The sequence below is a fragment of the Microbulbifer taiwanensis genome (genome assembly GCF_014904815.1).
Taxonomy (GTDB): domain Bacteria; phylum Pseudomonadota; class Gammaproteobacteria; order Pseudomonadales; family Cellvibrionaceae; genus Microbulbifer; species Microbulbifer taiwanensis.
Genome location: NZ_JACZFR010000026.1, coordinates 70,716 through 95,456 on the forward strand (window position 1 = coordinate 70,716; position 24,741 = coordinate 95,456).

Consider the following 24,741-nt stretch of genomic DNA (forward strand, 5'->3'; position numbering starts at 1 on the left):
TTTTTGCCTACATTGCTCCATTGAGTAAATCACCCGTGACGCTGTTCAAAATCCGCCATAAAGGCCACCAGCGCCTCTACTGCCTGCAGTGGCACCGCGTTGTACAGCGACGCGCGCATACCGCCGACGGATCTGTGGCCCTTCAGGTTCAGCAGTCCCATTTCTTCGGCCTGCTGCAAAAACTCTTTGTCGAGGCGCTCGTCCGCCAATACGAAAGGTACATTCATACGCGAGCGACTGCCCTTTTCCACCGGGCTGGAATAGAAACCGCTGCGATCGATAAAGTCGTACAGCAGCGCGGATTTCCGCCCGGCCAGCTTTGCCATCGCCTCGACACCACCCTGCTCTTTCAGCCATTGGAATACCAGGCCGGACAGGTACCAGGCAAACGTGGGCGGCGTGTTATCCATGGAACCGGCATCCGCCGCGACCTTCCAACTCAGGCTGCGGGGAATTCCGTCCATGGCCCTATCGAGCAGATCGTCGCGCACTATTGCAACCGCGATGCCGGAAGGTCCGATATTCTTCTGCGCGCCGGCATAAATCATGCCGAACTTTTCCACCGGAATCGGCTGCGAGAGTATGTTCGAGGACATATCTGCCACCAGTGGGCAGCTGACCTCTGGCACATAGTCGAACTCCACGCCGCCGATGGTCTCATTGGGTGTGTAGTGGAAATAGGCCGCATCTTTACTCTGCTGCCAGCTGTCCGCCGCCGGCGCGTAGGTAAAATTGCGGTCCTCACTGGAAGCCACGACGTTGACCTGCCCGTAGCGTCGCGCTTCCCTGATCGCCTTATCCGCCCACTGACCTGTATGAATATAGTCGGCTACCCGCTTTTCACGACCGTCACCGGCACCAAACAGGTTCCAGGGCACGGCACTGAATTGCCCTGTGGCACCCCCCTGCAGGAAAAGCACCCTGTAACTGTGCGGGATCGACAGCAGATCACGCAGATCCTGTTCGGCGCGCTCGGCCACCTCGACGAACTCCGGCGAGCGATGGCTGACCTCCATTACCGAGCAGCCACGACCACCCCAGTCGAGCAATTCCTGTTGCGCCTGAAGCAGAACCGCTTCCGGCAGTGCGGCGGGACCGGCACAGAAATTAAACTTCCTCATAACTCAATTTCCATAAGGACAGCAAAAATTGGTTTCAAAATTAACTAGATAAACTGACGCCAATTTCCATAAACGGGAAATGAGCATCACGCTTTCGAGCGCTTTTTAGATAGCCAGAGTCAAAAAAGGCCGCGAGAATCGCAGCCTTTCCTGACAACAGAAGCGGGGATCACTCTTCCCCGCCCTCTTCCTGATCCTCTTCTTCACTTTCCTGGATACGCGCAAGGCCAACCAGGTGCTCGCCGCTCTTCAGGCGAATCACCCGCACACCCTGAGTGTTGCGCCCCAGGATTGAGACCTCATCGACGCGGGTACGCACCAGGGTACCCTGATCGGAAATCAGCATGATCTCCTCACCCGGATGCACCTGGCAGGCACCGACCAGGGCACCGTTGCGCTCGCTCTCGGCAATGGCGATTACGCCCTGGGTGCCGCGGCCCTTGGTGGGGAAATCCGCAGTGGCAGTGCGCTTGCCGTAACCGTTCTCGGTCACCATCATCACGGATCCGCCCTCTTCCGGGATCACCATGGCGATAACCGACACACCCTCGGCCATACGAATACCGCGCACGCCGCGGGAAACCCGCCCCATGGAGCGCACATTCTCCTCGGCAAAGCGGGCCGCCTTACCGGCGCTGGTGAGCAGCAGCACATCGCGGCTGCCATCGGTGACGGCGGTGGCCACCAGGCGATCACCCTCATCCAGCTCTATGGCTTTCAGGCCCACACTGCGCGGTCGCGCGAAGGCGGGCAGCGGTGTCTTCTTCACGGTGCCATTGGCGGTGGCAAAGAAGATAAAGTAGTTCTCGTCGTACTCGGACACCGGCAGCATGCTGCTGATGCGCTCATCCTCTTCCAGCGGCAGCATGTTGACCATCGGCCGGCCGCGGGAGGCGCGCCCGGCGGTGGGCACCTCGTAGACCTTGAGCCAGTACACCTTACCCTTGTTGGAGAAGCACAGGATGGTGTCGTGGGAATTGGCGATCAGCAGGTGCTCGACGAAATCCTCGTCCTTCACCTGGGTCGCAGACTTGCCCATGCCGCCGCGGCGCTGGGCCTGGTAGTCTGCCAGCGGCTGGCTCTTGGCGTAACCGCCGTGGGAGATGGTCACCACCTTGTCTTCCGGGGTGATCAGGTCCTCGACGGTCAGGTCCTGGCGAGAGGCGACGATATCGGTGCGACGCTCGTCGCCGAACTCCCTGTCGAGCTGCTCCAGCTCCTCGCGAATCACTTCCATCAAACGCTCGAAGCTGCCGAGAATATGCAGGTATTCGGCGATCTGCTCCAGGCGCTCGCTGTACTCGGCCAGCAGCTTGTCGTGCTCCATACCGGTCAGGCGGTGCAGGCGCAGTTCCAGGATCGCCTGGGCCTGGGCCGGGGACAGGTAATAGCTGCCGTCACGCAGACCGAATTCCGGGGGCAGGTCGTCCGGGCGGCAGGCGTCGGCGCCGGCGCGCTCCAGGAACTGCTGCACCTCGCCCACCGGCCAACCCTTGGCCAGCAGCGCCTCGCGCGCATCCGCCGGAGTGGCGGAGGACTTGATCAGCTCGATGACCGGGTCGATATTGGAGATGGCAATCGCCAGGCCTTCGAGGATATGGCCGCGCTCGCGCGCCTTGCGCAGCAGGTAGACGGTGCGGCGGGTCACCACTTCCTGGCGGTGACGGATAAAGTACTCGAGCAGTTGCTTCAGGTTCAGCACTTTGGGCTGGCCGTCGACCAGCGCCACCATATTGATGCCGAACACGCTCTCCAGCTGGGTCTGGGAGTAGAGGTTGTTCAGGACCACATCGCCCAGCTCGCCGCGCTTCAGTTCGATCACCACGCGCAGGCCGTCCTTGTCGGACTCGTCGCGCAGCTCGGAGATACCCTCGATCTTCTTTTCTTTGACCAGTTCGGCGATGCGCTCTATCAGGCGCGCCTTATTCAGCTGGTAGGGTATCTCGTGGACGATGATGGTTTCGCGGTTGGTCTTGTCGTCCCGCAATACTTCCGCCTTCGCGCGCACATAGATGCGCCCACGGCCGGTGCGATAGGCCAGCAGAATACCGGCACGGCCATTGATGGTGGCCCCGGTGGGGAAGTCCGGCCCGGGGATATACTCCATCAGGTCGTCGACAGTCAGCTCCGGATTGTCGATCAGCGCCAGGCAGGCCCTGACCACTTCGCTCATGTTGTGCGGCGGGATATTGGTGGCCATGCCTACGGCGATACCGGAGGAGCCGTTCACCAGCAGATTCGGAACCCGCGACGGCAGTACTTCCGGCATCTGCTCGGAGCCGTCGTAGTTGTCGATAAAGTTGACGGTTTCCTTGTCCAGGTCGGACAGCAGCTCGTGGGCCAGCTTGTCCATGCGGATCTCGGTGTAACGCATGGCCGCCGGGCTGTCGCCGTCGATGGAGCCAAAGTTGCCCTGGCCGTCTACCAGCATGTAGCGCAGCGAGAAGGGCTGGGCCATACGCACTATGGTGTCATACACCGCGGTGTCGCCGTGCGGGTGGTACTTACCGATCACGTCGCCGACGACACGTGCCGATTTTTTGTACGGCTTGTTCCAGTCGTTTTTCAGTTCGTTCATCGCGTAGAGCACGCGCCGGTGCACCGGCTTCAGGCCGTCGCGCACATCCGGCAGCGCACGGCCCACGATCACGCTCATCGCATAGTCGAGATAGGACTGCTTGAGTTCTTCTTCGATATTGATCGGAGAGATTTCTTTGGCTAATTCGCCCATGGCTTACGGCGTTCCTTTTTATACGGCAGGCCTCAGAATGCAAACGCTGCACCCGGCCCGGATAAGCGGGCGATTCTACCACAGTTTGGCGCCAGAGCACCGCGGTTGCCCGCCCCGGGTTCCGCCGCTAAAGTCTACCGCTCCGCAGACAGCCACGTAGCCACCCCCATGCCCCAATCCATAGACACGCTGATTCACGCGCGCTGGATAATTCCGGTCGTCCCCGAGCAAAAAGTGTACGAAAACTGCTCGCTGGCCATCGCAGACGGCAGCATAGTCGCCCTGCTGCCCACGGCGGCGGCTGAAGCGCGCTATCAGGCCAGGGAGGAGATCCGGCTTGACCACCATGCGCTGATTCCCGGCCTGGTCAACACCCACAACCACGCCGCCATGGCCCTACTGCGCGGCTATGCCGACGACCTGCCGTTGATGGACTGGCTCGAGAACCATATCTGGCCGACAGAGAAGAAATGGGTGAATCCAGAGTTCGCCGCCGACGGCAGTCGCCTGGCGGCAGCAGAGATGATCCGAAGCGGCACCACCAGCTTCTCCGACCAGTACTTCTTCCCCGAGGCCACCGCCCTGGTGGCCAGGGAGACGGGCCTGCGCGCGCAGATCGCCTTCCCGATCATCGACTTCCCCACGCCCTGGAGTCGCGACGGCGAAGACGCCCTGCAGAAAGGGCTGGCCCTGCGCGATGATTACAAGGCCAACGAGCGCATCGACGTGGTCTTCGCCCCCCACGCCCCCTACACGGTGGGCGATGCCACTCTGGAGAAGATCGCCGTCTACGCCGCCGAGGCACAGATACCGGTGCAGATGCACTTGCACGAAACCGCCGGCGAAGTGGCGCGCGCCCTGGCGGAAACCGGCGAGCGTCCCACCGAACGACTGCTGCGCCTGGGCCTGCTGGGCCCGCAGACACTCTGCGTGCATATGACCGCGGTGAATGAACGGGATATAGAACTGCTGCAACAGAGCGGCGCCCACGTGGCCCACTGCCCCAGGTCCAACCTGAAACTCGCCTCCGGCTTCTGTCCCGCGGCCAGATTACTGGAAGCCGGAATCAATGTTGCGCTGGGCACCGACGGCGCCGCCAGCAACAACGGCCTGGACCTGTTTACCGAAGCCAATACCGCGGCCCTGCTGGCCAAGGCCGTCAGCGGCAACGCCGCCGCCCTGCCCGCCCATCAGGCCCTCGCAATGGCCACCATCAACGGCGCGCGCGCGCTGGGCATCGACGAGGTGACAGGCAGCCTCGAGGCGGGCAAGAGCGCAGACCTGGCCGCGATCGATCTCGGCGGGCTGGAGCAGCAGCCACTGCATGACCCCATATCGCAGCTGATCTATACCGCCAGCGGGCACAATGTCACTGACGTATGGGTGGCCGGCAAACCGCTGCTGAAGGATCGCCAGCTGCAGACGCTGAACGAGGCGGAGGTGATTCAGCGGGCGCAAATGTGGCGTGCTAGAATCGCCGGCCAGATTTGATCGGGGCTTGATAAGAGTATCTGTACTCAGTGCGAAGGCGCTGATATTGGTAGCCTTTTGCGGGACTGCCTGTGAGAGGGACCTCGCAGACAAGCCTCCAGGGATGGATTCACGGCGCGTCCCGCAAAAGGCTACCAGTAGCAGGGCCGCCACGAAGTTAATAAAGGACCGCAAAGTGGCCGAACCAACGAACAATGTAGATCCGGCGGAAATCGCCAAATTCGAACAGCTCGCCAGCCGCTGGTGGGATCGCGAGGGCGAGTTCAAGCCGCTGCATGAAATCAACCCGCTGCGCGCCAACTATATCGACCAGCGTGCACCGGTGGCGGGCAGGAAACTGCTGGACGTCGGCTGCGGCGGCGGCATATTGACCGAGGCCATGGCCCAGCGCGGCGCCGAGGTGACCGGCATCGATATGGGTGAGGCGCCGCTAAATGTGGCCAAGCTGCACGCGCTGGAAAGCGGCGTCAATGTGGACTATCGCCGCATGCCCGTAGAGAAACTGGCCCGGGAACAGCCGGCCAGTTTCGATATCGTCACCTGCCTGGAAATGCTCGAGCATGTACCCGACCCCGCATCCGCAATCCGCGCTTGCGCTGCATTGGTGAAGCCGGGGGGACAGTTGTTTTTCTCCACCATCAACCGCACCGCCAAGGGCTGGCTGTTCGCGGTGGTGGGCGCCGAGTATGTGTTGCGCCTGCTGCCCAAAGGCACCCACGAATACGGCAAGTTTATCCGCCCGTCCGAGATGGGCGCCTGGCTGCGCGAAGCCGACCTGGAACTCCGCGACATCACCGGCATGACCTACAACCCGTTGACCCGCAGTTACAAGCTGAATCCGCGGGATGTCGACGTAAACTACCTGATGCATGCCTGTAAACCGGAATAAGTGACCGGAAACAAAATGAAAGCTGTTTTATTTGATCTGGATGGCACCCTATTCGATACGGCGCCGGACTTTATCGTCGTCCTCAACCAGCTGCGCCAACAGGAACAACTGCCGCCGCTGCCGGATGACGCAATCCGCTCGGTAGTCTCCAACGGCGCGCGCGCCCTGGTGAGACTGGGCTTTGGCAAGGACGAAGGCGACTCCGGGTTCGACGGGCTGCGCCAGCGGCTGCTGGACCTGTATCTCGCACACCTGGCCGAAAAAACCGTGCCCTTCCCCGGTATCGAGGCGCTGCTGGACAATCTCGCAGAAAACCAGATCGCCTGGGGCATAGTCACCAACAAGCCGGAAGCCTATACGGTACCGCTGATGCAGGCCTTCGACCAACTGCCCACTCCCGGTGCGGTCATCTGCCCCGATCACGTGAGCAAACGCAAGCCGGACCCGGAGCCGGTCCTGCTCGCCTGCAGCCAGATCGGCTGCGATCCGCGGGAAGCGGTCTACGTGGGCGACCACGAGCGGGACATCGCCGCCGGCCGCGCCGCCGGCATGCCCACCATTGCCTGCAGCTACGGCTATATTGACGAGGGCGACAGCGCCGCCAACTGGGGCGCGGATCACCTGGTGGACTCGGCGGAAGAGATCTGGCCGCTGCTGCAGCGGCACTATCTCTAGAAGGTGAGTTGCGGGAAGACCTTGTAGGAGCGGCCGGTGGCCGCGATCGGTGGTTCAGCCACCACAGAATCTGGAATTGTTATGTCTGAATTTATCGGCGACTACCAAGCGCCCCAAGACCTGCTCAAGGACAAAATCATCCTGGTCACCGGCGCCGGCGACGGTATCGGCAAGACCGCGGCCAAGACCTTTGCCGCCCACGGCGCCACGGTAATCCTGCTCGGCCGCACCACGCCCAAGCTGGAAATGGTCTACGACGAAATCGAAGCGGCCGGCGGGCCACAGCCGGCGATATTCCCGATGGACCTGAACACGGCGACAATCGAAACTTTCGAACACTTCGCCGAAGCCGTGGACCAGGAATTCGGTCGCCTCGACGGTCTGCTGCACAACGCCAGCCTGCTGGGCCAGCGCACCCCCATCGCCAACTACCATTTCGGCACCTGGCAGCAGGTGATGCAGGTAAATGTCAACGCCGCTTTTGGCCTCACCAAAGTGCTGCTGCCGCTGCTGGATAAATCCGAGGCCGGCTCGATTGTCTTTACCGGCTCCGGCGTCGGCCTCAAGGGCCGCGCCTACTGGGGCGCCTATTCGGTGTCGAAGTTTGCCACTGAAGGACTGATGCAGGTACTGGCCGACGAGCTGGACGGCGTCTCCAACACCCGCGCCAACAGCGTCAACCCCGGCGCTACCCGCACCAACATGCGCGCCACCGCCTATCCGGCTGAGGACCCAAAATCGGTAGTAGCGGCGGAAGAAATAATGCCCACCTACCTGTACCTGATGGGAGCCGACAGCCGCGGGGTGAGCGGCAGGCAGTTCAATGCCCAGAAGAGGTAGTGGTCGGTGATCGGCGATTAGAGATCGGATAAAAAATACCCGGGCAGGCCCCGGGTATTTTTTTGCGGATTCGATTGACTTAGGGTCATTCCTCCGTGTGGTCGATATCCTCCTCCGGCATTTCGTCCATTGCCTCTTCAGTCATTTCCTCCGCTTCCTCTGCGGCGGCTTCCATTGACTCCGCCGCCTCTTCGGCGCTACCCATCATATGCTCCGGGGCATCGGCAAAGACATCGCCCTCGACTTCCATCAATTCATTACTGGCTACCACCGTCTCGTCCGCAGCCTTCTCCATCGCCTCACCAGCCTGCTCCACCGCAGATTCGACTTCTTTGGCGATAGCCGCTTCGGAAGTGGCGGGCTCCATGTTCTGGTAATAGAAGTAGCCGCCGATGGCGGCAATCACAATAGCGGGAATAATGATTTTCTTCATTTTCCGACCCCTGGATAGTGTGGATTTATGATTATTTGCGCAGTCCATTGTTCCACGGTGGTTCTGGCAAAAATGTGACCTGCAACACGTTTCTGTTTGTCGATTTTCCGGTACTCGGGCAGAATCCACCTATCCCAACTAGCGAAGCTGTCAATATGCGAACTCTCTACACCATACCATTGCTGGCACTGCTCGCCGCCGGCGCCACCGCAGAGGACTCCCTCACCAAGCAACTGCGCGGCTGCTCTACCATTAAAGACAACAGCGAGCGCCTGGCCTGTTACGATGCCCTGAGCAAGACCCTCGACAAGCGCGCGGAACAGATCTTCGGCCAGGAGCAACAGCGTATTGCCGAAGAGGCCCCCGAGTCCATCGACGCCACTATTGCCGAGGTTCAGAAGATCGCCTACGGCAAGCTGCTGATTACACTGGACAATGGACAGGTGTGGCGCCAGAACGACAGCGGGCGGGTTCACTGGAAAGGCGGCGATACTGTCACATTGGAGCGCGGCCTGTTTGGCTCCTTCTTTATGAAGGCGGAGGACGGAGGACGGAAAATACGCGTAAAGCGCGTCCAGTAGATTGGCGACCTCCCCGATCCATTCCGCGAATTGGCCGCCTTTGCTGCGGCCAATTCCGCCCCCCCTAAAATCCCCGCAGCGAAGCGGCCGGAGGCCACCCATGTTCCACCGAAGCGCCCGCCTTTTCAGCCTGCTGCTACTCCTCGCCGGCCCGGTTTCCGCCGAAAGTGTAGACTTCGCCATCGACTCGCCAGCTTCCGATATCCACTGGCGCATTTACAGCGACGGCCCCCTGCCACTCGGGCACAACCACATCATCTCGACCAGCCGTATCAGCGGCAGCGTGCGACTGGCAGATGCGCCCGAGGCCTCGCACTTTGAATTGCTGATTCCCGTCGCGGCCCTGTTAGTGGACAGTCCCGCGCTGCGACAGCGCTACGGAAAGCAATTTTCCTCGCGCGTGTCCCCCAGGGCCAGGGCCGGCACCCGCGCCAATATGCTCGGCAACTCGCTGCTGAACGCTGCACACCATCCCGATATCCGCCTGGGCGGCTCTGCCGTGGTCGCCCGTGACAAGCGCCGGCAGAACCTGGTCCTGGATACGACCCTTGAACTGGCCGGACGCAGCATCCGGTTGAAGATTCCCGCCCAGATCGAATTCGGCGATCGCGAAGTGCGCGCCCGCGGCCATTTCACCCTGAGCCACAGCCAGTTGGGACTGGCGCCATTCCGGGCCGCGCTGGGCGCACTGCGGGTGGCCGACAATATAGACTTCACCTACGACATCCAGGCTAGGCGCACCGAGTGACCGCTGGCAACTCCCCTAGCTGAAACAGGAGCTCCCCCAGTTGCTGTGCTGCGGCAGAGGGAGATGCGACAATGCGCTGCCCACAGAAACCCGGCAGCTGCGGCGGGGCCCCGCACTCCAGCGGCACTGAACCCGGCGACAATTCAACTTTTACCACGCCACCGCCGGTCAGCTGCAGGCAGCGGGGGCAAAACGCGATGCCGCCGTCCAGCGCCAGCAGTTGCGTAGACTCGCGGCACAGCGGCGCGAGCCAGTGGGCAAACACCTGCTGGGCCACGGGAGACAGGTGATTCAGCAGGTCCCAGGCAATGACGACGTCGAATTTCCTCTCCCCGACACAGCTTCCCAGCAGCCGGCGAATCGCTGCCTCCGGTGACTCACTCCCGGAGCGCGCGCCCTGCTCCACCGCTGTGTAAAGATCGACCACTTCCAGCTCGGCCCCCTCCCGCAACCAGAGCGCCCGGTGCCCCTCTCCTCCCAGGTCCAACAGCTTCACACCGATGCTGTCCCTCAGGCGGGCCAGCAGCCGCCCGAACATCGGCGAATGGTATTGCATGGAAGTCTCGCCGCCATCACCCCGCGCTTCGGCGACAACCGTGCTCGCCCGCGAATCGGGTTCGTAGCGGAAAACCTGCTCGGACACGCCCGGCTGCATGCCCGGCCGCTCGCAATAGGTGTGCAGAATACTGTAGTGCTCCAGGGCCTTGAGCAGCTCCGCGGCGCTGTGTCGGGGGAGTCTGCGCGGGCCCAGCGGCGCTTCTTCCAGGTCCAGCTGTCCCTCGTCACAGATAGAGAAACGGCGCGGTGCCTCGGGAATGCGCGCGGACAGATAATTCACACTGTGCACCAGCGTGCCCGGCTTACAGAATTGTTGCAGCCGGCGCAACAGTGCGGCGACGGCATCCAGGGGCAGGTAGTTGAACAGATCCCAGGTCAGGACGATATCGAATCGCTCACCCGTCCTGTGGCCCAGCACGAAACGCTCCAGTGCATAGATAAGGTTGCCGGTGGAGAGACGCCCCTTCTCGGCCACAAACTGGTCGAGATTCTCGAAGTGAATTTTGCAGCAGCTGCCGGAAAAGTGCTGGAAGGTGCGGCTGCTCATGGAGCCCAGATCCAGAACCCTGTTTTGACGCCCCGGTGCCAGGGCGCGGCAAACGGACTGGATTCCCGGTGAACAGTGAATGGCCATAGTGCGGTTGTTATTGTTATTCGGGCTGTATGCGCCCCCGGAGAGTCGCCTACAGCCACGATATGGTCACTTACTCTTCGAGCACCGTTTCGGGCTGTTTTTCCGTACCTGCACCCCTGGTCCCGGGTTTAACCGACCAGCTGGCACCAGTTTTCTCGCCGACTTTCTGCAACTGGTCGCGGTGCGCCTCCACATCCATATCGATGGAACCGCGGAATCTGGCACCGTCCTCCAGAATTACCCGCTCGGCGACCAGGTTTCCCTGCACATTGCTGGAAGAGAGAATGGCGATCCTCTCCTGGGCGAAGATATCGCCCTCCACCTCCCCCTGCACGGTGATGGTCTTGGCCAGTACATTGGCCTTCACCTTTCCCTGTTCGCCGACGGTCAGGTTGTTGTCCTTGAGGTCGATGGTGCCGTCAATCTGCCCCTGGATCAGGAGATCCTCTTCCCCCACCAGCTCCCCGCGGAAACGGATCTTGGGCCCGATGATCGCGGCCGGAGCCGATACCTCCTGCGCCGCGAGCACATCGAAATGACCGGCAGCCGAGCCATTGCCCGCCAGGGAGGGCTTGGGATTGACTTCGGATTTGATGGTGTCACTTTTGCTGCCAAGCATTGGCCGAACTCCTCAATGATTGAATCTGGATTTATCGGATGGTAAAGCCAAATCAATAAAGCAGCTGCGGCGAACAGCCGCAGCTCGAAGGGCCGGCTGGCACGGGATACTTCGCAGTTTTCGGTCACAAGTCACTGGAAACTGCGCGAATTACTGCGCGAGATTGACTGCTCCAATTCCCGCAACTCTCTCCGGGACAGAGAGAAACCTGCTATACAGAGGTCATCGACTGATTATCACTTGCCCCCGAACGGCCGCAGACAATGGCTGATGCACTCGATCTATAACGGCTTCAATTCATAGTTCTATTGGCAATAATCCCCCCTGCCCCCCAAAACCCCCCGGTCAGACAAAGTGCGACGCACCCTTCCACATTCATCTATATTCAAAATGAATCAGGCGCCACGCGGCTGTCGCCCAGCGACACCGCGACCGCAGCCAGCCATACAGCCAACAGAAGGTTTACTCTCTTGTCCCGAGAAAATATTTACTCAAGGGATGAAGCATGGCTGAAGGACACAGACGAATCCCTCTCAGGGGCCGCTCCCCTCGATGAGGCCGCCGAAGATATATCCGAGCGCGCGGCCGATAGCGGAAGTGAGGCGGGATCCGCCGAAACGCCCGCCGCCGGGGATACGACCGCGGAAAGCAGCAGCACCCCGATGCAGAGCTATCTCAAGCACCTGTATCGACTGGAACTGTTGACTCCCGAAGAGGAACACACCACCACCTGCCTGCTCAGGGATCTGGAAGACAAACTGATCGCACTGCTGCAAAAACGCGGTGTGGAGCTGGTGCAATTGCGCAGCGAGGGGGTGGAACAGCGCGGTAGTACCGGGGCCTATGACCACGGCCTGATTATCGCCCGCGCCGAGGAGCTGCTGGCTTCGGACAAGTTGCCGCGGCGCGATCGCAGCTCGATGCAGAGCCTGCTGCGGCGTTTCCAGGCACAGCGCAAGAAGCTGATCCAGTGCAACCTGCGCCTGGTCATCGCCATTGCCAAACGCTTCCGCAACCCCTCAGTGCCTTTCATCGACCTCATTCAGGAGGGCAATGTCGGCCTGATGAAAGCCATCGAGCGCTTCAAGCCGCAGATGGGATACCGCTTTTCCACCTACGCCTACTGGTGGATTCAGCAGGAAATTCAGCTGGCACTGCGCCGCAATGAAGACCTGGTGCGCCAGCCCGCCAATGTGCAAGACGACCTGCGCACCATCTATCGCGCCATCGGCGAGGTGCGCGCAGACGGACTGCCCGCCTCCGACGAGAATCTCGCCAGGCACACCGGTCTCGAACTGGAACGCGTGCAGAGCCTGTTGAAGCTACCCGGCCCCACCGGCTCACTGGACGACCCTGTCTCCGATGACCAGAGCAGTACGCGACTGGATTACGCACCGGCGGACGAGCTCTACAACACCGATGAACTGGTCACCAACCAGGAGCTGGCACAGAGGTTGCGCGAAGCCGTGGCGCGGCTACCCGCGCGCCAGCGCACGGTGCTGAACCTGCGTTATGGGCTTATCTCCGATAAGGACTGCTCCTTCCGCGTCATCGGCGAACAGTTGGGGCTCAGCCAGGAGCGCGCACGGCAGCTGCATTCGGATGCACTGCGCCAGCTCAAGCGCCAGTGGCGCTAGATCCACGTGGTGGGTGACAAGCGGGTAGAATAGGGCTTGCCTTCGGCAGAGATACCGCTAGGCTTATTTACTGTTTCAACTCAGTATTAAGCGATTTGTCATGCGCAGATTTTTTGCCGCCGCGCCAGTTTCCTCTGCACTTTCTTCCTCCACACTGTTTCTCACCGCGATCCTGGGCAGCTTGTTAACGGCACCCGGCGCCCGTGCGGAACAGGAACTGATCGTCAGCGCCGGCAAGGGACTCGGCGACGCACTGATTCAGCAGGAGTCCATTTCCGGCGCGGACATGGCGGGAATCAACTACTCCTACCTGTTCTCAGAGTACCGGGGCGGCGCCGGCAACTGGCAGTGGTGGGCCCAGGGCAGCTATTCCCATATGCGTCTCGACTACCGCGGGGAGCAGCAGCGCCAGAATATCTTCGAACTGAAGCCGGTGCTGCGCTGGTACCCCCAGCAGGAGGCATTCGGTATCTTCGCTGAAGCCGGCGTCGGCGTCGCCTACCTGACCAACAAAGACTTTGGCGATATCCACCTCACAACCAAACCCAATTTCGCCCTGCATTTCGCCGGCGGCTATCGCATGCGCAATGGCTACACCCTGTCGCTGCGCTACAGCCACTTCTCCAACGCCTACACCAACACCCCGAATCCCGGCTTTGACTTCGCGTCCCTGAACGGGCATTTTCATTTCTAGGGAGGCAGCCCCTGCCCGCACTTCATAAATACCAGGGGACAATGACCTGAACACCCGGCGTCGCCAAACAGTCACATTTCAATCAAATTTCTGTCACAGGCATCCCGCAGAATACGCCCCATAAAAATATGGGGGACTTATGGGCGCTAAGAGTTCAGCGTTTCACAGTGACGATCGGGCGGCACCAGGCCTCCGCCAGGCCGCGGAGGCGCTGAGCAGCAGGGATCACGCGGGTCCGCTCAGTATCTGCCACCTGATTGCCAGCCGCGAACACGGCGGCATGGAAAAACACGTGGCGGATCTCTCCCGCTGGCAGGCGCGCAACACCGATGCCAGAATTTCCGTTATTGCCCACCCCCGCTACCAGAGCACGCTCGATGAGCGGGTTCAGTTTATTCCACTCAACACCGATCGCAGCCGCCACCATCCCAACCTGATCTGGCGCCTGGCCAACCATATCCGCGCCGGCGAATACCAGATAGCCCACGGACACGGCAGCAAGTCAGCGCAGCTGCTGGCGGCGGTACAGAAATACACCGAGGCGCAACAGGTCATCACTCGCCACAACGTGCGTCACCCGCGCGACAAACTGGCCAGCGCCTTTGCTGCGCGCATCGCCGTCAGCCGCAGCGCCGTCGCCAATTCCCGCCTGGCCTGGCATATCATCCCCAACGGCATCGACATCCCCACCTACCCACTGTCGCCGCTGGAATTCGACCTGGGGCCGGCTCCCAGAATCCTGGCGGCGGCGCGCCTGGTGAAGCTCAAGGGTATCGACCTGTTGCTGGAAGCCCTGACCGAACTGCCACGGGTGCAACTGATCGTTCTTGGAGAGGGGCCGGAAAAGGCCAACCTCGAGCAACAGAGCAAAGCCCTGGATCTCGGCGGCCGTGTAAGATTTGTCGGTGATACCGACAGGGTCAGTGCCTTTATGCGCGCCGCCGACCTGCTGGTAATCCCCTCGCGCAGCGAGGGCGCGCCCTACACGCTGGTAGAATCACTGCTGAATCGCTGCCCGGTGATTTCCAGTCGCGTCGACAACGCCGAGGACTATATTCCACCGGCATATCTACTCGACAGCCTGGAGCCCTCGCATCTGGCGGAAAGGCTCGACTACGCCTTGCAGGACAGGGAGAGGCTATGCAGCGACTTCGCCACGACTTTTGAGCAAGCTGCCAGCGAGCTCACATTAGACAATATGGCGCAGGCGACCTGGCGGATTTACTCGCAGTTGATCTCCTGAGTCAGGACTGAATCATGCCGACTGACACAGTTCCCGGTACACCGCGAGCGTCTGCGCAGCCGTATCCTCATGGCTCAAACCATTGAAAGACACAGGCTGTGGGCACTCGAGTATCTGCAGGCTGGCCTGTACCAGCGCCTCCAGGTTGCCGCGCTCTACCAGCCCAGCAGTAAAGCACTGTTGTAGTATTTCGGCTGAAGCGCCATCCGCATAGGTGACGACGGGGCAGTCCATTGCCAGTGCCTCTGCAGCAACCGGGCTGACGACCTCCGGGCGTCCAGGCAGGGCGTAAGTGATCTGTGAACTGGCATAGAGCTCACGCATATCGCGGCGCTCACCCAGAAACAGCACCCTGTCGCTCAGTCCCAGGTCGAGCGCCTGCTGCTCTAGCTTGCGCGCGTACTTTTCCATCCCCGGGTCCGCTCCGCCAACCACCAGCCCGAACACATCGTCCCGCTGCCGGGCGATGACTGCCAGCAACTGCAGAAAAGTACCCTGGCCATTATCCGGCGCAAGGCGCGCGGGCATCAGTAGCCAGTGCCTGCCTTCCAATTGCGGATAATCGTTGAGCAGGCGCAGTTGCCACTGGCCGGAAATGGGCGCATCGCGATCGAACTCCCTCGTATTCACGCCGCGGTAAATGACCTGCGGCGGCCTGCGCAGCCGCTTGCCGTAGCGCGCCTGCAGGTAGTCGGCCACACCGCGGGAGGCGGCAATGACCCGCTCGCCGGAAGCCATGACACCACTGTAGAGAATTTCAGAATACTGGCCGTGTACACAGGTAACCAGTCGCGGGCGATTTCCTTCCGCCATACCGCGCCAGGCGAGCCAGGTAATCCAGGCGGGCATGCGCGAGCGCACATGGACGACGTCTGCCTGCAACTCCTGCAACAACCGGCGCAGGCGGCTTACCTGGCGCAGGGACCAGAGGGACTTCCTGTGCAGCGACATCTGGATATGCCGACTGCCGCGAAGAGTGAGGCGCGGCACCAGTTCACCGCCATTGGATATCACGATGGACTCATGGCCGAGCCGCACCAGTTCATGGGCGAAATCCAGCGCGGCCTTCTCAACCGCCCCGGCATCCAGCCCGGATAATATTTGTACGACTTTCACGACTGTCACCATGAACCCAGTGAAAACTTACCTATTCTGAAGCTCCCGCGGATGAAAACACAGTAAATCCCGCACAGTTTTCTCTTTCAGCCGGGCCAACCGAAACCGGCTTCCCAATGCCCCGCGGGGAAAACAATATCATCCCGCTATCGCCGGCCTCCTTCTTCTTCCTCCTTCCCCCTTTCCCACCCCTTGCCAACTGTGCGAAATGCCGGAAAACCGCCGGATGTAGGGTGTTGCAATGGGTGCTACCATGCTTGAACAGTCAACAAGAACAGGGAAAAACAATGAGATACCCCCGCCTATTGCTGCCAATGTTCGCCCTATTGCTATTGATCTGCGGCGTCGCCTCTGCGGGCGAAACCGATAGAGGTGTCTTCTGGAAGGCGGACAAAGAGGGGCAGACGGTCTATTTGCTGGGCTCCGTACACCTGGCCACACCCGACTTCTACCCCCTGCGGCCGCAGATCGAGCGCGCCTACGCCGATAGCGACGCGCTGGTGGTCGAAGCGGATATTCTCGCCGCGGAAGCCGACATGGCTCTGCAGCAGCGGATCATGCTGGAATCCCTCTACCAGGGCGATCGCAGCCTGCGCGACGATCTCTCACCCGCCACTTACCGCCAACTCCAGGATTGGCTGAAGCGACGGCAACTGCCGGAGGCGATGTTCATTCGCCAGCGCCCCGCCATTGCGATGGTCACCCTGAGCATGATGGAAATGCAGGCACTGGGCCTGGATCCCAGTCTCGGTATAGATCGCCACTTCCTGAAGAAAGCAAAACGGGACGGCAAGCCCGTCGTGGAACTCGAGGGCGTATTGCAACAGCTGCAACTACTGAACAATCTTGAAAATCCGGACCTGCTGCTGCAGCAGACCCTGGAGCAGCTGGAAGATATCCAATCTTTTGTGCCGCAGATGACCAGTGCCTGGAAGAAGGGGGATACCGACTTACTTTATCAACTCATCATCGCCGACGGCCTCGCAGAGCACCCCGAATACGCTCCGCTGTACGAAACCCTGTTTTTCCGTCGCAACCGGCTCATGGCAGAAAAAATTGCCAGTGCAGACCCGGCCCACAATCCCCTGTTTGTCATTGTCGGTGCGGGACACCTGATTGGGGATAAGAGCGTTGTAGCGCTGCTAAAAAAAGAGGGATACAAACTGCAACGCCTGTAACTGCCTTCCTCCCCGCGCAACCCGATATTAATTATTCTTGAAATTAATGATTACTACGGGTTGCCATTCCCGCAACTGCTAAACTCGAATTGCATTGTTTATACAAACTATTGCAGGGAACAGATACAGGGAGGTATCCAATGATCCGTTGTGGAATTTTCTGCGCCCTGGCCGGCGTGGTATTGATCAACCCGGCTATTGCCGACCAGGCGGAAACCAAAGGCGGACTGAAAATCACTTCGGATGACGGCAACTTCTCTTCCCAACTCGGCGGCCGCATCCACTTTGACACCTATCTTTTCGACCCCGACATCGAAGACCCGGTAAGCACCACCGAAATCCGTCGCGCGCGCCTGGCAGTGAGTGGCCAGCTGTGGAAATGGGAGTACAAACTGGATCGCGACTTCGCCTCCAGCGGCACCGGCGGTATGCGCGACGTCTATATCGCCACCAAAGTGCTCGGTGGAAAGCTGACCATCGGCAATTTCAAACCCTATCGCTCCATGGAAGAGATGACCAGCTCCAATGAAATAACCATGATGGAGCGCTCATTTACCAGCGCCGGAGGTATCTATGCCGACCGCCAGCGGCAACAGGGCATCGGCTGGCACACCTTCTGGGACTGCTATACCCTCGGTGTCGCCGGCTATAACCTGCGCGACCCCGGCGGCCCGCGCAACGAGGGGCTGGGAGCCTCCAGCCGCTTTACCTGGGCCCCTCTCAATGACAGCCTAAGCACTGTCCACCTGGGGATTTCGGGGAGCCATGACAATGCCAACCGGGATTCGGACCCCCTAGTGGCTGACGTCACCTACGCCGGACGCCGCGGTCCGGACCAGCTGATTGCATTGACTCCGGGCGACAGGTCTTTCTTTGTTGAAGACTTCGACAACGACGATTTTTTCTTCGGCGATCAGGGCGGCAGCGTCAACACCGTGGGCCTGGAGCTGGCGGGAACCCACGGCCCTCTCTACGCACAGGCGGAATATGTGTACGGGGATTTCGAGGGAGACTACTTCTTGTCGGAAATTGCCTTCGAAGACTTCTTTGGCGCCCCGCCAAGCTTCGAGTGCGACCCGGATTTTGGCTGCTATATCGGCGGCCAGGACGTGCGTACCTGGTACGTCATGGGAAGCTGGGTGATCACCGGTGAACACAAACCCTACGACAGCAAAAAAGGCGTATTCAGATCCGTCAAACCGCGCAGCGGCTGGGGCGCCTGGGAGCTGACCGCGCGCTACCAGACCATCGAAAACAAGGACATTGACGACCTGGAAGCGAGCAACGTCACGCTGGGGGTCAACTTCTACTTCAACCCGCGCGTGCGATTTATGCTCAATGTGGTATTGGGGGACGATGACTTTACCGGCGACGAAACCGACCAGCTGGCGTTTCGCGCCCAGGCGAGCTGGTGATGCGGAATGCGGAATGCGGAATGCGGAATGCGGAATGCGGAATGCGGAATGCGGAATGCGGAATGCGGAATAGAATGTTCGGCCGAGGCTTAATCGTCAAACCCACTATTCCGCTAGCTTAGGCGCGGCCCCCGCTCCAGCGGAATACGCGATGCTCATTCGCGTATTCCGCATTCATCATTCCGCATTCCGCATTTCCTTACCCCACCTGCTGCGCCTTGGCCGGATCGAAGACCTCCACCGGCGCAGCACCATTCAGGTCCGCCGCCGGGTTCTCGAAGCGCAGCAGAGCAGCATCGCGCTGCTTCCGCGCCCGCTCCAGGCTCTCGTCCTTGACCAGGCCGTAACCGCGGATCAGGTCCGGGTAGCTGAGCAATTCTATGGCGGCGGCGTGATTCTCGGCGTTCAGTTCGCCGATCACCCTGTCCACCAACTGCTCGAACTCGCCGATCAGGGCGCGCTCCATCTTGCGCTCAGCGGTGTAGCCGAAGATATCCAGCGGCGTGCCGCGCAGGACTTTCAGTTTCGCCAGCAGACCGAAGGCCCTGTACATCCAGCCGCCAAATTTGAGCTTGCGCGGGCGACCCAGCGCCTTGTCGAAGGGCGCTATCAGCGGCGGTGCCATATTGAATTCCAGCTCGAAGTCGCCGGCGAAGTTCTCTTCCAGCGCCTTGATAAAGCGGCCATCCGTATAGAGGCGAGCCACCTCATACTCGTCCTTGTAGGCGAGCAGCTTCGCATAGTAGCGCGCGACCACTTCCGCCAGCGCCTCGCTGCCGGGCACTTTCAGAATTTCCGCCGCCTTGACCCTGTCGACCAGAGAGCGGTAGCGGCTCGCCAGCTCGGCGTTCTGGTAACCGGTCAGATGCTCGACGCGGTGCACGACTATTTCTTCCAGGCCGCGCGGCAGTTCGACTTCTTTCTCGTCCCGCGACAGCAGTGCGTCCAGCCCCTTGCGGTTGGCGGCGGCCAGGCGGCCGGCGGCGAAGCCCTGCAGGTTGCCCTCCACGGCGACGCCGTTCAGCTCGATCGCCTGCAGCAGGGAATCCTGCGCCAGGGGCAACAGCCCTTTCTGCCAGGCGTAGCCCAGCATAAAGATATTGGCAGCCAGGGTATCGCCCAGGGCGGCGCTGGTCAGCTTGTGGGCCTCCACCGCCTCCAGCTCTTTCACCGCACCGCTGAGAGTGTCCAGCACCGCCTGCGGCGAGTGCACGTCCTCACGCCCCAGTACCGAGGCCGCGGTCGGGCTCAGATGGGTGTTCACCACGGCGCGGCTCAGGGTCTCGTCCAGCTTGGCCAGGCAGGCCTGCAGGTTACCCGCGGCAATCAGGTCGCAGGCCATCAGCGCATCGGCGCGACCGTCGGAAATGCGCACCGCCTGCAGCGCCTCCGGCTCGGCGGCAAAGCGCACGTGGGAATAGACAGCCCCGCCCTTCTGCGCGAGCCCCGTCTGGTCCAGGGTGCTGCTCGCTTTGCCTTCGATATGCGCCGCCATTGCCAGCAGCGCACCTATGGTCACCACGCCGGTGCCCCCAACGCCGGTTACCAGCAGGTTGTAGGGTTCGCTCAATGCGGGCAACTGCGGCGGCGGCAGCTTTTCCGCCTCGGTGCGCAGCACGTCGCCGACGCCGGCGCGCTTGGCCAGCCTGCCGCCTTTTACGGTGACGAAAGACGGACAGAAACCGTTGACACAGGACATATCCTGGTTGCAGCCGGTCTGGTTGATGCGGCGCTTGTCACCCAGGGCGGTCTCCACCTTCTCCACCGCAATACAGCTGGATTGCTGCACGCAGTCACCGCAGCCCTCACACACCCGCTCATTGATAAACGGGCGCCCCTCCGCTTTCGGCAGCAGGCCGCGCTTGCGCTTGCGGCGCAGTTCGGTGGCACAGGTCTGGTCGTAGATGATGACAGTACAGCCTTCGGTTTCGCGCAGCTCCTCCATCACCACGGGCAGATGGTCGCGGTGGCGGATCTCCACCTCGCTGGGAAATGTCAGTGCACCCTTGTACTTGTCCGGGTCGTCCATCACCAGCACGACTTTGCGCACGCCCTCCCCCAGCACCTGGCGACAGATCATGTCCGGTGCCAGCTCGCCGTCGTGGGGTTGGCCGCCGGTCATGGCGACGGCGTCGTTGAATAGTATCTTGTAGGTGATGTTCACCTTGGCCGCGACAGAGGCGCGGATGGCGAGGATGCCGGAATGGAAATAGGTGCCGTCGCCCAAGTTGACGAACACATGCTTCTCACTGGTAAAGGGCGCCTGGCCGACCCAGTTAACGCCCTCGGCACCCATCTGGGTGAAGGTATAGGTCTCGCGGTCCAGCCACTGGGCCATATAGTGGCAGCCGATGCCGGCCAGGGCACGACTGCCCTCAGGTACCTTGGTGGAGCGGTTGTGCGGGCAGCCGGCGCAGAACATCGGCAGGCGCGACACACTGGAACCGGCCTGCTCGGCGACGCGCTCCGCCAGCGCATTGAGACGCATCAGACGGTGCCTGCCGCGCTCATCCAGTTTCTCGTCGCCCAATACCCTGCCCAGGACCTGGGCGATAATCGCCGGCGACAGTTCACCGTACATCGGCATCAGCGGACGGTCGTTCTCATCCACCTTGCCGAGGATTCGCGGAAAATGCGGATCCTTCTGGTGCACGTTGTACAGCTCTTCTTTCAACTGCACTTCCATCAGGCTGCGCTTTTCTTCCAGCACCAGCAGTGTGTCCAGGCCGCGGGCGAATTCCTGGATGCCGGGCACGTCCAGCGGATAGGTCATACCCACCTTGAGGATACGGATACCGAGCGCTTTCGCCCGCTGTTCGTCTATACCCATATCCTCGAAGGCCTGCATCAGGTCCAGGTGCGCCTTGCCGGTGGTGACTATCCCCAGGCTCGCGCGCGGGTTTTCCAGCACCACCTCGTTCAGCTTGTTGGCGCGGGCGAAGGCCAGGGCCGCCGGGCGCTTGTAGCGCCACAGGCGCTCCTCCTGTTCCAGCGGGTTGTCCTGCTTGCGGATATTGAGGCCGCCCTCGGGGCGCTCGATTTCCGGATAGGAAAACTGCACCCGCTCCGGATCCACCTCGACGGTAGCGGAGCTATCCATGTTTTCCGCCAGGGTGATCATCGCCACCCAGCAGCCGCTGAAGCGGGACAGTTCCAGGCCGTAGTGGCCGTAGTCCAGCACCTCCTGCACGGTAGCCGGGTTCAGTACCGGAATATGCATATCCACGAAGGCGAATTCGGACTGCCCCGGATAGGAAGAGGACTTGCAGCCGTGGTCGTCGCCGGCGACGATCAGGGCACCGCCCTTCGGGGAGGAACCGGCCGCATTGGCGTGGCGGAAAGCATCGCAGGAGCGGTCGACACCCGGCGTCTTGCCGTACCAGATGCCGCAGACACCATCCACCTCGGCGCCCTCAAACAGGCCTACCTGCTGTGAACCCCAGACAGCAGTCGCCGCCAGCTCCTCATTCACGCCGGGCTGGAAGCGGATATTCTGTTCTTCGAGAAGTTTTTTCGCGCGGGCCAGCTGCTGGTCATAGCCGCCAAGCGGCGAGCCTCGGTAACCGGAAATAAAAGTGGCGGTGTTGAGCCCGCGGGACCGGTCCATACGCATCTGGTCGATGGGCAGGCGCACCAGAGCCTGGATACCCGACAGCAACACGCGCCCCTTCAGGGTGGTGTAGCGATCGTCCAGGGAGACCTGCTTTGCCTGGCCTATCACCTGGGACTGGGCCGCGCCTTGCGCGCCGCTTACTTTTTCACTCATACGCCTACTTCCGGTTATCTATCCAGTTCGAAACGACTTTCGGACTATTGGTCATTATTCTTTCGGCTTTGCTGCCATCAGCCGTCGGCAGTGTAGTTTGCCCGGCCCGGATGAGCGGACTGGCGGGCAATCACAAAAAGCGTAGAATCTGCGACGGACTGGTCAGGGTCATACTAGTGCGTTAAGCGCAATAGAGCATTGCTTTATTTACACATATGCGCGTAAAATTATGATGAAAATCTCGACCAGTACAAATTTTGTAGGATAGGAGTTTATATGAAGCGTTCGACAGACCTGGATGATTTTGACCGTAAGATACTGCGAGCGCTGCAGGAGAACGCCGATTATTCCATGGCGGAACTCGGAGACAAAGTGGGCCTGTCCCACACACCCTGCTGGCGCCGAATCAAACGCCTGGAGGCCGAGGGCATAATCCGCGGACGCGTCACCCTGCTCGACCCCCGTAAACTCGACCTAGGGGTCACAGTATACTGCTATGTCACCATTCACAACCACGACGAAGAATCCCTGAACAGTTTCGAGTCCGCCGTACAGGACGTGCAAGAAGTCGTGGAGTGTTATTCCACCAGTGGCGACAAGGACTATGTACTGCGTGTGGTGGTGGACAGTGTCGAGCACTACGAGCAGTTGCTGAAGCGTTCGCTGGTGCACCTGCCCAATGTGGCATCGGTCAATTCCACCTTTGCGTTGAAGCAGGTCAAGTACACGACTCAGCTGCCGCTTTAATTTCACGTCTGGGAAATTATCATCAAGGGCAACCCGCATGTTTGCCCTTACTCGCGAGGAACATCAAGCGCCGAACCTCCATCCAGCTTGGTGGCGGCCCTGATGCCGGTGGCTATTTGCGGGACACGCCGTGAATACATCCCTGTAGGCTTGTCGGCGAGGTCCCTCTCGCCAACAGTCCCTCAAATAGCCACCGGCATCAGGGCCTTCGCTTCAAGCACTGGTATTCTTCCGCTGCTCCCGAGCCTCAGAAACTGATATTAATTCAGCGCCTTTAATCCTACCAGTACCCGATCCAGCACCTGCTGCAGATCCCTGCCGTCGCAGTCCACGGTGATATCCGCATATTTCCGGTACAGCGCCTGCCGCTCGGCAAACAGCTCCTCGAACGACTGCCCCGGCGCCTTGGCGATACCGCGGCTCTCGTAGTTGTGAATGCGACGGCGCAACTCATCTGCGGAACAGTTCAGGAAAACCACAGGACCGAAACGCTGCAGGTTTGCCATACCCTCTTCGCTGTACACGACACTGCCGCCGGTGGCGATCACATGATTGGGCAGGTCGGCATCGGCGATCACCTCGCCCTCGATACGGCGCAGGTTCAGGTAATCGCTCTCGTCCATGATTTCCTGCAGCGTTTTGCTCTCGCGCAGCTGGATCAGCACGTCGGTGTCGACGAAATCCAGAGCCAGCTCCTTGGCCAGCAACACCCCCAGGGTACTCTTGCCGGCGCCCGGCATGCCTATCAGGACAATACTTTTGTTTTTTTTCATTTCGCTATTTTATTACCGATACCGCCGGGAGTCAGTTACCAGTGAAACCTTTAGCGGCACCGGTCAATCGCCGTGACGGGGAAACACCAGCGAGCGCAACCAACCCCTCAGGGAGTTGCCCTGCAGCAGCATCCGATCCAGTTCATCCATATTGTGGGCCTGGCGGAAGGCATCGGCGAAGAGGGCCTCGCGGGTGATCATACGCCGGCGGGGATTGATCTGCTTGATCTCGTGGGCCGGGTTTCCGGCCACAACGGTATTCGCCGGCACGTCTTTTGTCACCACACTGCCGGCACCAATGACCGAATTGTCACCGATGCTGACCCCCTTGCAGATAATGGCGCTGTCCCCTATCCAGACATTGTTCCCCAGGCGCACCGGTGCGGTGCAGCGGAAGGGGCGAGTGCGATTGTAGAGACCGTGCCAGTCGGAATCGGAGATATAGACGTTGGCAGCGATCATGCAGGCATCGCCAATGGTAATCGACTCGGCAGCGGAAATGCGCACACCGGGAGAAATCAGCACATAGTCGCCAATGGTGATAAAGGCATCGCCGCCCTTGTGACCCAGCGTGGTAAAGCGAATACACTTGTCCGGTGTGGAGATCAGGTGCGGATAATCGCCCAGGCGGATATTCTTGCCGAACACAGATACGGAACCCGGATCCATGATTTCCGGGTCAGCGCCGACCGCATCAAACTGCGGCAACAGGAAGTAGCGCGTGCGCCACTTACGCCACCGCAATAACCAGTGCTTCAACCAGTAGGGTCTATGATCCTTACGCATTATTCACAACCGACTAACCCGCCTCTTACTCAACGTACACCGCACTCAATTGCATTTCTGGAGGCG

The 24,741-nt window shown here is 60.6% G+C and carries 21 protein-coding genes; 12 read left to right on the forward strand and 9 right to left on the reverse strand.

The window, feature by feature from the left end; all coding sequences use genetic code 11:
* Positions 1-29 precede the first annotated feature (29 nt).
* A complete protein-coding gene (gene serC, locus IG627_RS09810; RefSeq protein WP_193192175.1) occupies positions 30-1,121 on the reverse strand; it encodes a 3-phosphoserine/phosphohydroxythreonine transaminase in 1,092 nt (363 codons plus the stop codon).
* A gap of 169 nt (positions 1,122-1,290) precedes the next feature.
* The gene (gene gyrA, locus IG627_RS09815; RefSeq protein WP_193192176.1) at positions 1,291-3,852 is read right to left on the reverse strand and encodes a DNA gyrase subunit A; all 2,562 of its coding nucleotides are present in this window, start codon (positions 3,850-3,852) and stop codon (positions 1,291-1,293) included.
* Between the two features lie 168 nt (positions 3,853-4,020).
* On the opposite strand from gyrA, the gene IG627_RS09820 reads away from it, so the two are divergent.
* The 4 genes from IG627_RS09820 (at position 4,021) to IG627_RS09835 (ending at position 7,747) form a co-directional block, all read left to right on the forward strand.
* The gene (locus tag IG627_RS09820; protein ID WP_193192177.1) at positions 4,021-5,343 is read left to right on the forward strand and encodes a TRZ/ATZ family hydrolase; all 1,323 of its coding nucleotides are present in this window, start codon (positions 4,021-4,023) and stop codon (positions 5,341-5,343) included.
* 175 nt (positions 5,344-5,518) lie between these two features.
* Positions 5,519-6,232: a bifunctional 2-polyprenyl-6-hydroxyphenol methylase/3-demethylubiquinol 3-O-methyltransferase UbiG gene (gene ubiG, locus IG627_RS09825; RefSeq protein WP_319024540.1), complete on the forward strand. Its 714-nt coding sequence runs from the start codon at positions 5,519-5,521 to the stop codon at positions 6,230-6,232.
* A 15-nt stretch (positions 6,233-6,247) separates the two neighbouring features.
* Positions 6,248-6,907: an HAD family hydrolase gene (locus tag IG627_RS09830; RefSeq protein WP_193192179.1), complete on the forward strand. Its 660-nt coding sequence runs from the start codon at positions 6,248-6,250 to the stop codon at positions 6,905-6,907.
* A gap of 81 nt (positions 6,908-6,988) precedes the next feature.
* Positions 6,989-7,747, forward strand: coding sequence for a YciK family oxidoreductase (locus IG627_RS09835; protein ID WP_193192180.1), 759 nt, complete (start codon positions 6,989-6,991; stop codon positions 7,745-7,747).
* Positions 7,748-7,832: 85 nt separating this feature from the next.
* On the opposite strand, the gene IG627_RS09840 is transcribed toward IG627_RS09835, so the two are convergent.
* A complete protein-coding gene (locus tag IG627_RS09840; protein ID WP_193192181.1) occupies positions 7,833-8,180 on the reverse strand; it encodes a hypothetical protein in 348 nt (115 codons plus the stop codon).
* Between the two features lie 155 nt (positions 8,181-8,335).
* Between IG627_RS09840 and IG627_RS09845 the strand changes: the two genes are divergently transcribed.
* On the forward strand, positions 8,336-8,761 hold the full coding sequence (locus tag IG627_RS09845) for a hypothetical protein (RefSeq protein ID WP_193192182.1): 426 nt from the start codon (positions 8,336-8,338) through the stop codon (positions 8,759-8,761).
* Between the two features lie 100 nt (positions 8,762-8,861).
* A complete protein-coding gene (locus IG627_RS09850) occupies positions 8,862-9,509 on the forward strand; it encodes a YceI family protein (protein WP_193192183.1) in 648 nt (215 codons plus the stop codon).
* Here IG627_RS09850 and IG627_RS09855 read toward each other — a convergent pair.
* Positions 9,493-10,701 carry a class I SAM-dependent methyltransferase gene (locus IG627_RS09855; RefSeq protein WP_226864912.1) on the reverse strand — a complete coding sequence of 403 codons (1,209 nt, stop codon included), beginning with the start codon at positions 10,699-10,701 and terminating at the stop codon, positions 9,493-9,495. The two genes, IG627_RS09850 and IG627_RS09855, sit on opposite strands and share 17 nt — an antisense overlap.
* Positions 10,702-10,771: 70 nt before the next feature.
* Positions 10,772-11,320 carry a bactofilin family protein gene (locus tag IG627_RS09860; protein ID WP_193192185.1) on the reverse strand — a complete coding sequence of 183 codons (549 nt, stop codon included), beginning with the start codon at positions 11,318-11,320 and terminating at the stop codon, positions 10,772-10,774.
* 470 nt (positions 11,321-11,790) lie between these two features.
* Here IG627_RS09860 and IG627_RS09865 point away from each other — a divergent pair, with 470 nt between their 5' ends.
* From IG627_RS09865 to IG627_RS09875, 3 genes are all read left to right on the forward strand, one after another.
* Positions 11,791-12,957, forward strand: coding sequence for a sigma-70 family RNA polymerase sigma factor (locus IG627_RS09865; RefSeq protein ID WP_193192186.1), 1,167 nt, complete (start codon positions 11,791-11,793; stop codon positions 12,955-12,957).
* Positions 12,958-13,057: 100 nt separating this feature from the next.
* A complete protein-coding gene (locus IG627_RS09870; RefSeq protein WP_193192187.1) occupies positions 13,058-13,651 on the forward strand; it encodes an acyloxyacyl hydrolase in 594 nt (197 codons plus the stop codon).
* 139 nt (positions 13,652-13,790) lie between these two features.
* Positions 13,791-14,894 carry a glycosyltransferase family 4 protein gene (locus IG627_RS09875; RefSeq protein ID WP_193192188.1) on the forward strand — a complete coding sequence of 368 codons (1,104 nt, stop codon included), beginning with the start codon at positions 13,791-13,793 and terminating at the stop codon, positions 14,892-14,894.
* Between the two features lie 12 nt (positions 14,895-14,906).
* Here IG627_RS09875 and IG627_RS09880 read toward each other — a convergent pair whose 3' ends face one another.
* Positions 14,907-16,010 (reverse strand): glycosyltransferase, encoded by a 1,104-nt coding sequence (locus IG627_RS09880; RefSeq protein ID WP_193192189.1) that lies wholly within the window; start codon positions 16,008-16,010, stop codon positions 14,907-14,909.
* A gap of 287 nt (positions 16,011-16,297) precedes the next feature.
* Here IG627_RS09880 and IG627_RS09885 point away from each other — a divergent pair, with 287 nt between their 5' ends.
* Both IG627_RS09885 and IG627_RS09890 read left to right on the forward strand, forming a co-directional pair.
* Complete coding sequence (locus IG627_RS09885; protein ID WP_193192190.1) at positions 16,298-17,188, forward strand: TraB/GumN family protein; 891 nt, start codon at positions 16,298-16,300, stop codon at positions 17,186-17,188.
* 140 nt (positions 17,189-17,328) lie between these two features.
* Entirely contained in the window at positions 17,329-18,603 is a 1,275-nt protein-coding gene (locus IG627_RS09890; RefSeq protein ID WP_226864914.1) for an OprO/OprP family phosphate-selective porin, read from the forward strand.
* A gap of 199 nt (positions 18,604-18,802) precedes the next feature.
* On the opposite strand, the gene IG627_RS09895 is transcribed toward IG627_RS09890, so the two are convergent.
* Positions 18,803-22,369 (reverse strand): indolepyruvate ferredoxin oxidoreductase family protein, encoded by a 3,567-nt coding sequence (locus IG627_RS09895; protein WP_193192191.1) that lies wholly within the window; start codon positions 22,367-22,369, stop codon positions 18,803-18,805.
* 276 nt (positions 22,370-22,645) lie between these two features.
* Between IG627_RS09895 and IG627_RS09900 the strand changes: the two genes are divergently transcribed.
* Entirely contained in the window at positions 22,646-23,116 is a 471-nt protein-coding gene (locus IG627_RS09900; RefSeq protein ID WP_078085981.1) for an Lrp/AsnC family transcriptional regulator, read from the forward strand.
* A gap of 260 nt (positions 23,117-23,376) precedes the next feature.
* Here the strand turns inward: IG627_RS09900 and IG627_RS09905 are convergent, their stop codons facing one another.
* Positions 23,377-23,889 carry a shikimate kinase gene (locus tag IG627_RS09905; RefSeq protein ID WP_193192192.1) on the reverse strand — a complete coding sequence of 171 codons (513 nt, stop codon included), beginning with the start codon at positions 23,887-23,889 and terminating at the stop codon, positions 23,377-23,379.
* A 63-nt stretch (positions 23,890-23,952) separates the two neighbouring features.
* Positions 23,953-24,675: an acyltransferase gene (locus tag IG627_RS09910; RefSeq protein WP_193192193.1), complete on the reverse strand. Its 723-nt coding sequence runs from the start codon at positions 24,673-24,675 to the stop codon at positions 23,953-23,955.
* Positions 24,676-24,741 lie beyond the last annotated feature (66 nt).

Coding starts and splice junctions, on each gene's coding strand:
- gyrA (WP_193192176.1), bottom strand. CDS start 3,852: ATGGGCGAATTAGCCAAAGAAATCTCTCCGATCAATATCGAAGAAGAA.
- IG627_RS09895 (WP_193192191.1), bottom strand. CDS start 22,369: ATGAGTGAAAAAGTAAGCGGCGCGCAAGGCGCGGCCCAGTCCCAGGTG.
- IG627_RS09860 (WP_193192185.1), bottom strand. CDS start 11,320: ATGCTTGGCAGCAAAAGTGACACCATCAAATCCGAAGTCAATCCCAAG.
- IG627_RS09845 (WP_193192182.1), top strand. CDS start 8,336: ATGCGAACTCTCTACACCATACCATTGCTGGCACTGCTCGCCGCCGGC.
- IG627_RS09855 (WP_226864912.1), bottom strand. CDS start 10,701: ATGGCCATTCACTGTTCACCGGGAATCCAGTCCGTTTGCCGCGCCCTG.
- IG627_RS09910 (WP_193192193.1), bottom strand. CDS start 24,675: ATGCGTAAGGATCATAGACCCTACTGGTTGAAGCACTGGTTATTGCGG.
- IG627_RS09830 (WP_193192179.1), top strand. CDS start 6,248: ATGAAAGCTGTTTTATTTGATCTGGATGGCACCCTATTCGATACGGCG.
- serC (WP_193192175.1), bottom strand. CDS start 1,121: ATGAGGAAGTTTAATTTCTGTGCCGGTCCCGCCGCACTGCCGGAAGCG.
- IG627_RS09885 (WP_193192190.1), top strand. CDS start 16,298: ATGAGATACCCCCGCCTATTGCTGCCAATGTTCGCCCTATTGCTATTG.
- IG627_RS09840 (WP_193192181.1), bottom strand. CDS start 8,180: ATGAAGAAAATCATTATTCCCGCTATTGTGATTGCCGCCATCGGCGGC.
- IG627_RS09905 (WP_193192192.1), bottom strand. CDS start 23,889: ATGAAAAAAAACAAAAGTATTGTCCTGATAGGCATGCCGGGCGCCGGC.
- IG627_RS09890 (WP_226864914.1), top strand. CDS start 17,329: ATGATCCGTTGTGGAATTTTCTGCGCCCTGGCCGGCGTGGTATTGATC.
- IG627_RS09900 (WP_078085981.1), top strand. CDS start 22,646: ATGAAGCGTTCGACAGACCTGGATGATTTTGACCGTAAGATACTGCGA.
- IG627_RS09820 (WP_193192177.1), top strand. CDS start 4,021: ATGCCCCAATCCATAGACACGCTGATTCACGCGCGCTGGATAATTCCG.
- IG627_RS09875 (WP_193192188.1), top strand. CDS start 13,791: ATGGGCGCTAAGAGTTCAGCGTTTCACAGTGACGATCGGGCGGCACCA.
- IG627_RS09870 (WP_193192187.1), top strand. CDS start 13,058: ATGCGCAGATTTTTTGCCGCCGCGCCAGTTTCCTCTGCACTTTCTTCC.
- IG627_RS09835 (WP_193192180.1), top strand. CDS start 6,989: ATGTCTGAATTTATCGGCGACTACCAAGCGCCCCAAGACCTGCTCAAG.
- IG627_RS09850 (WP_193192183.1), top strand. CDS start 8,862: ATGTTCCACCGAAGCGCCCGCCTTTTCAGCCTGCTGCTACTCCTCGCC.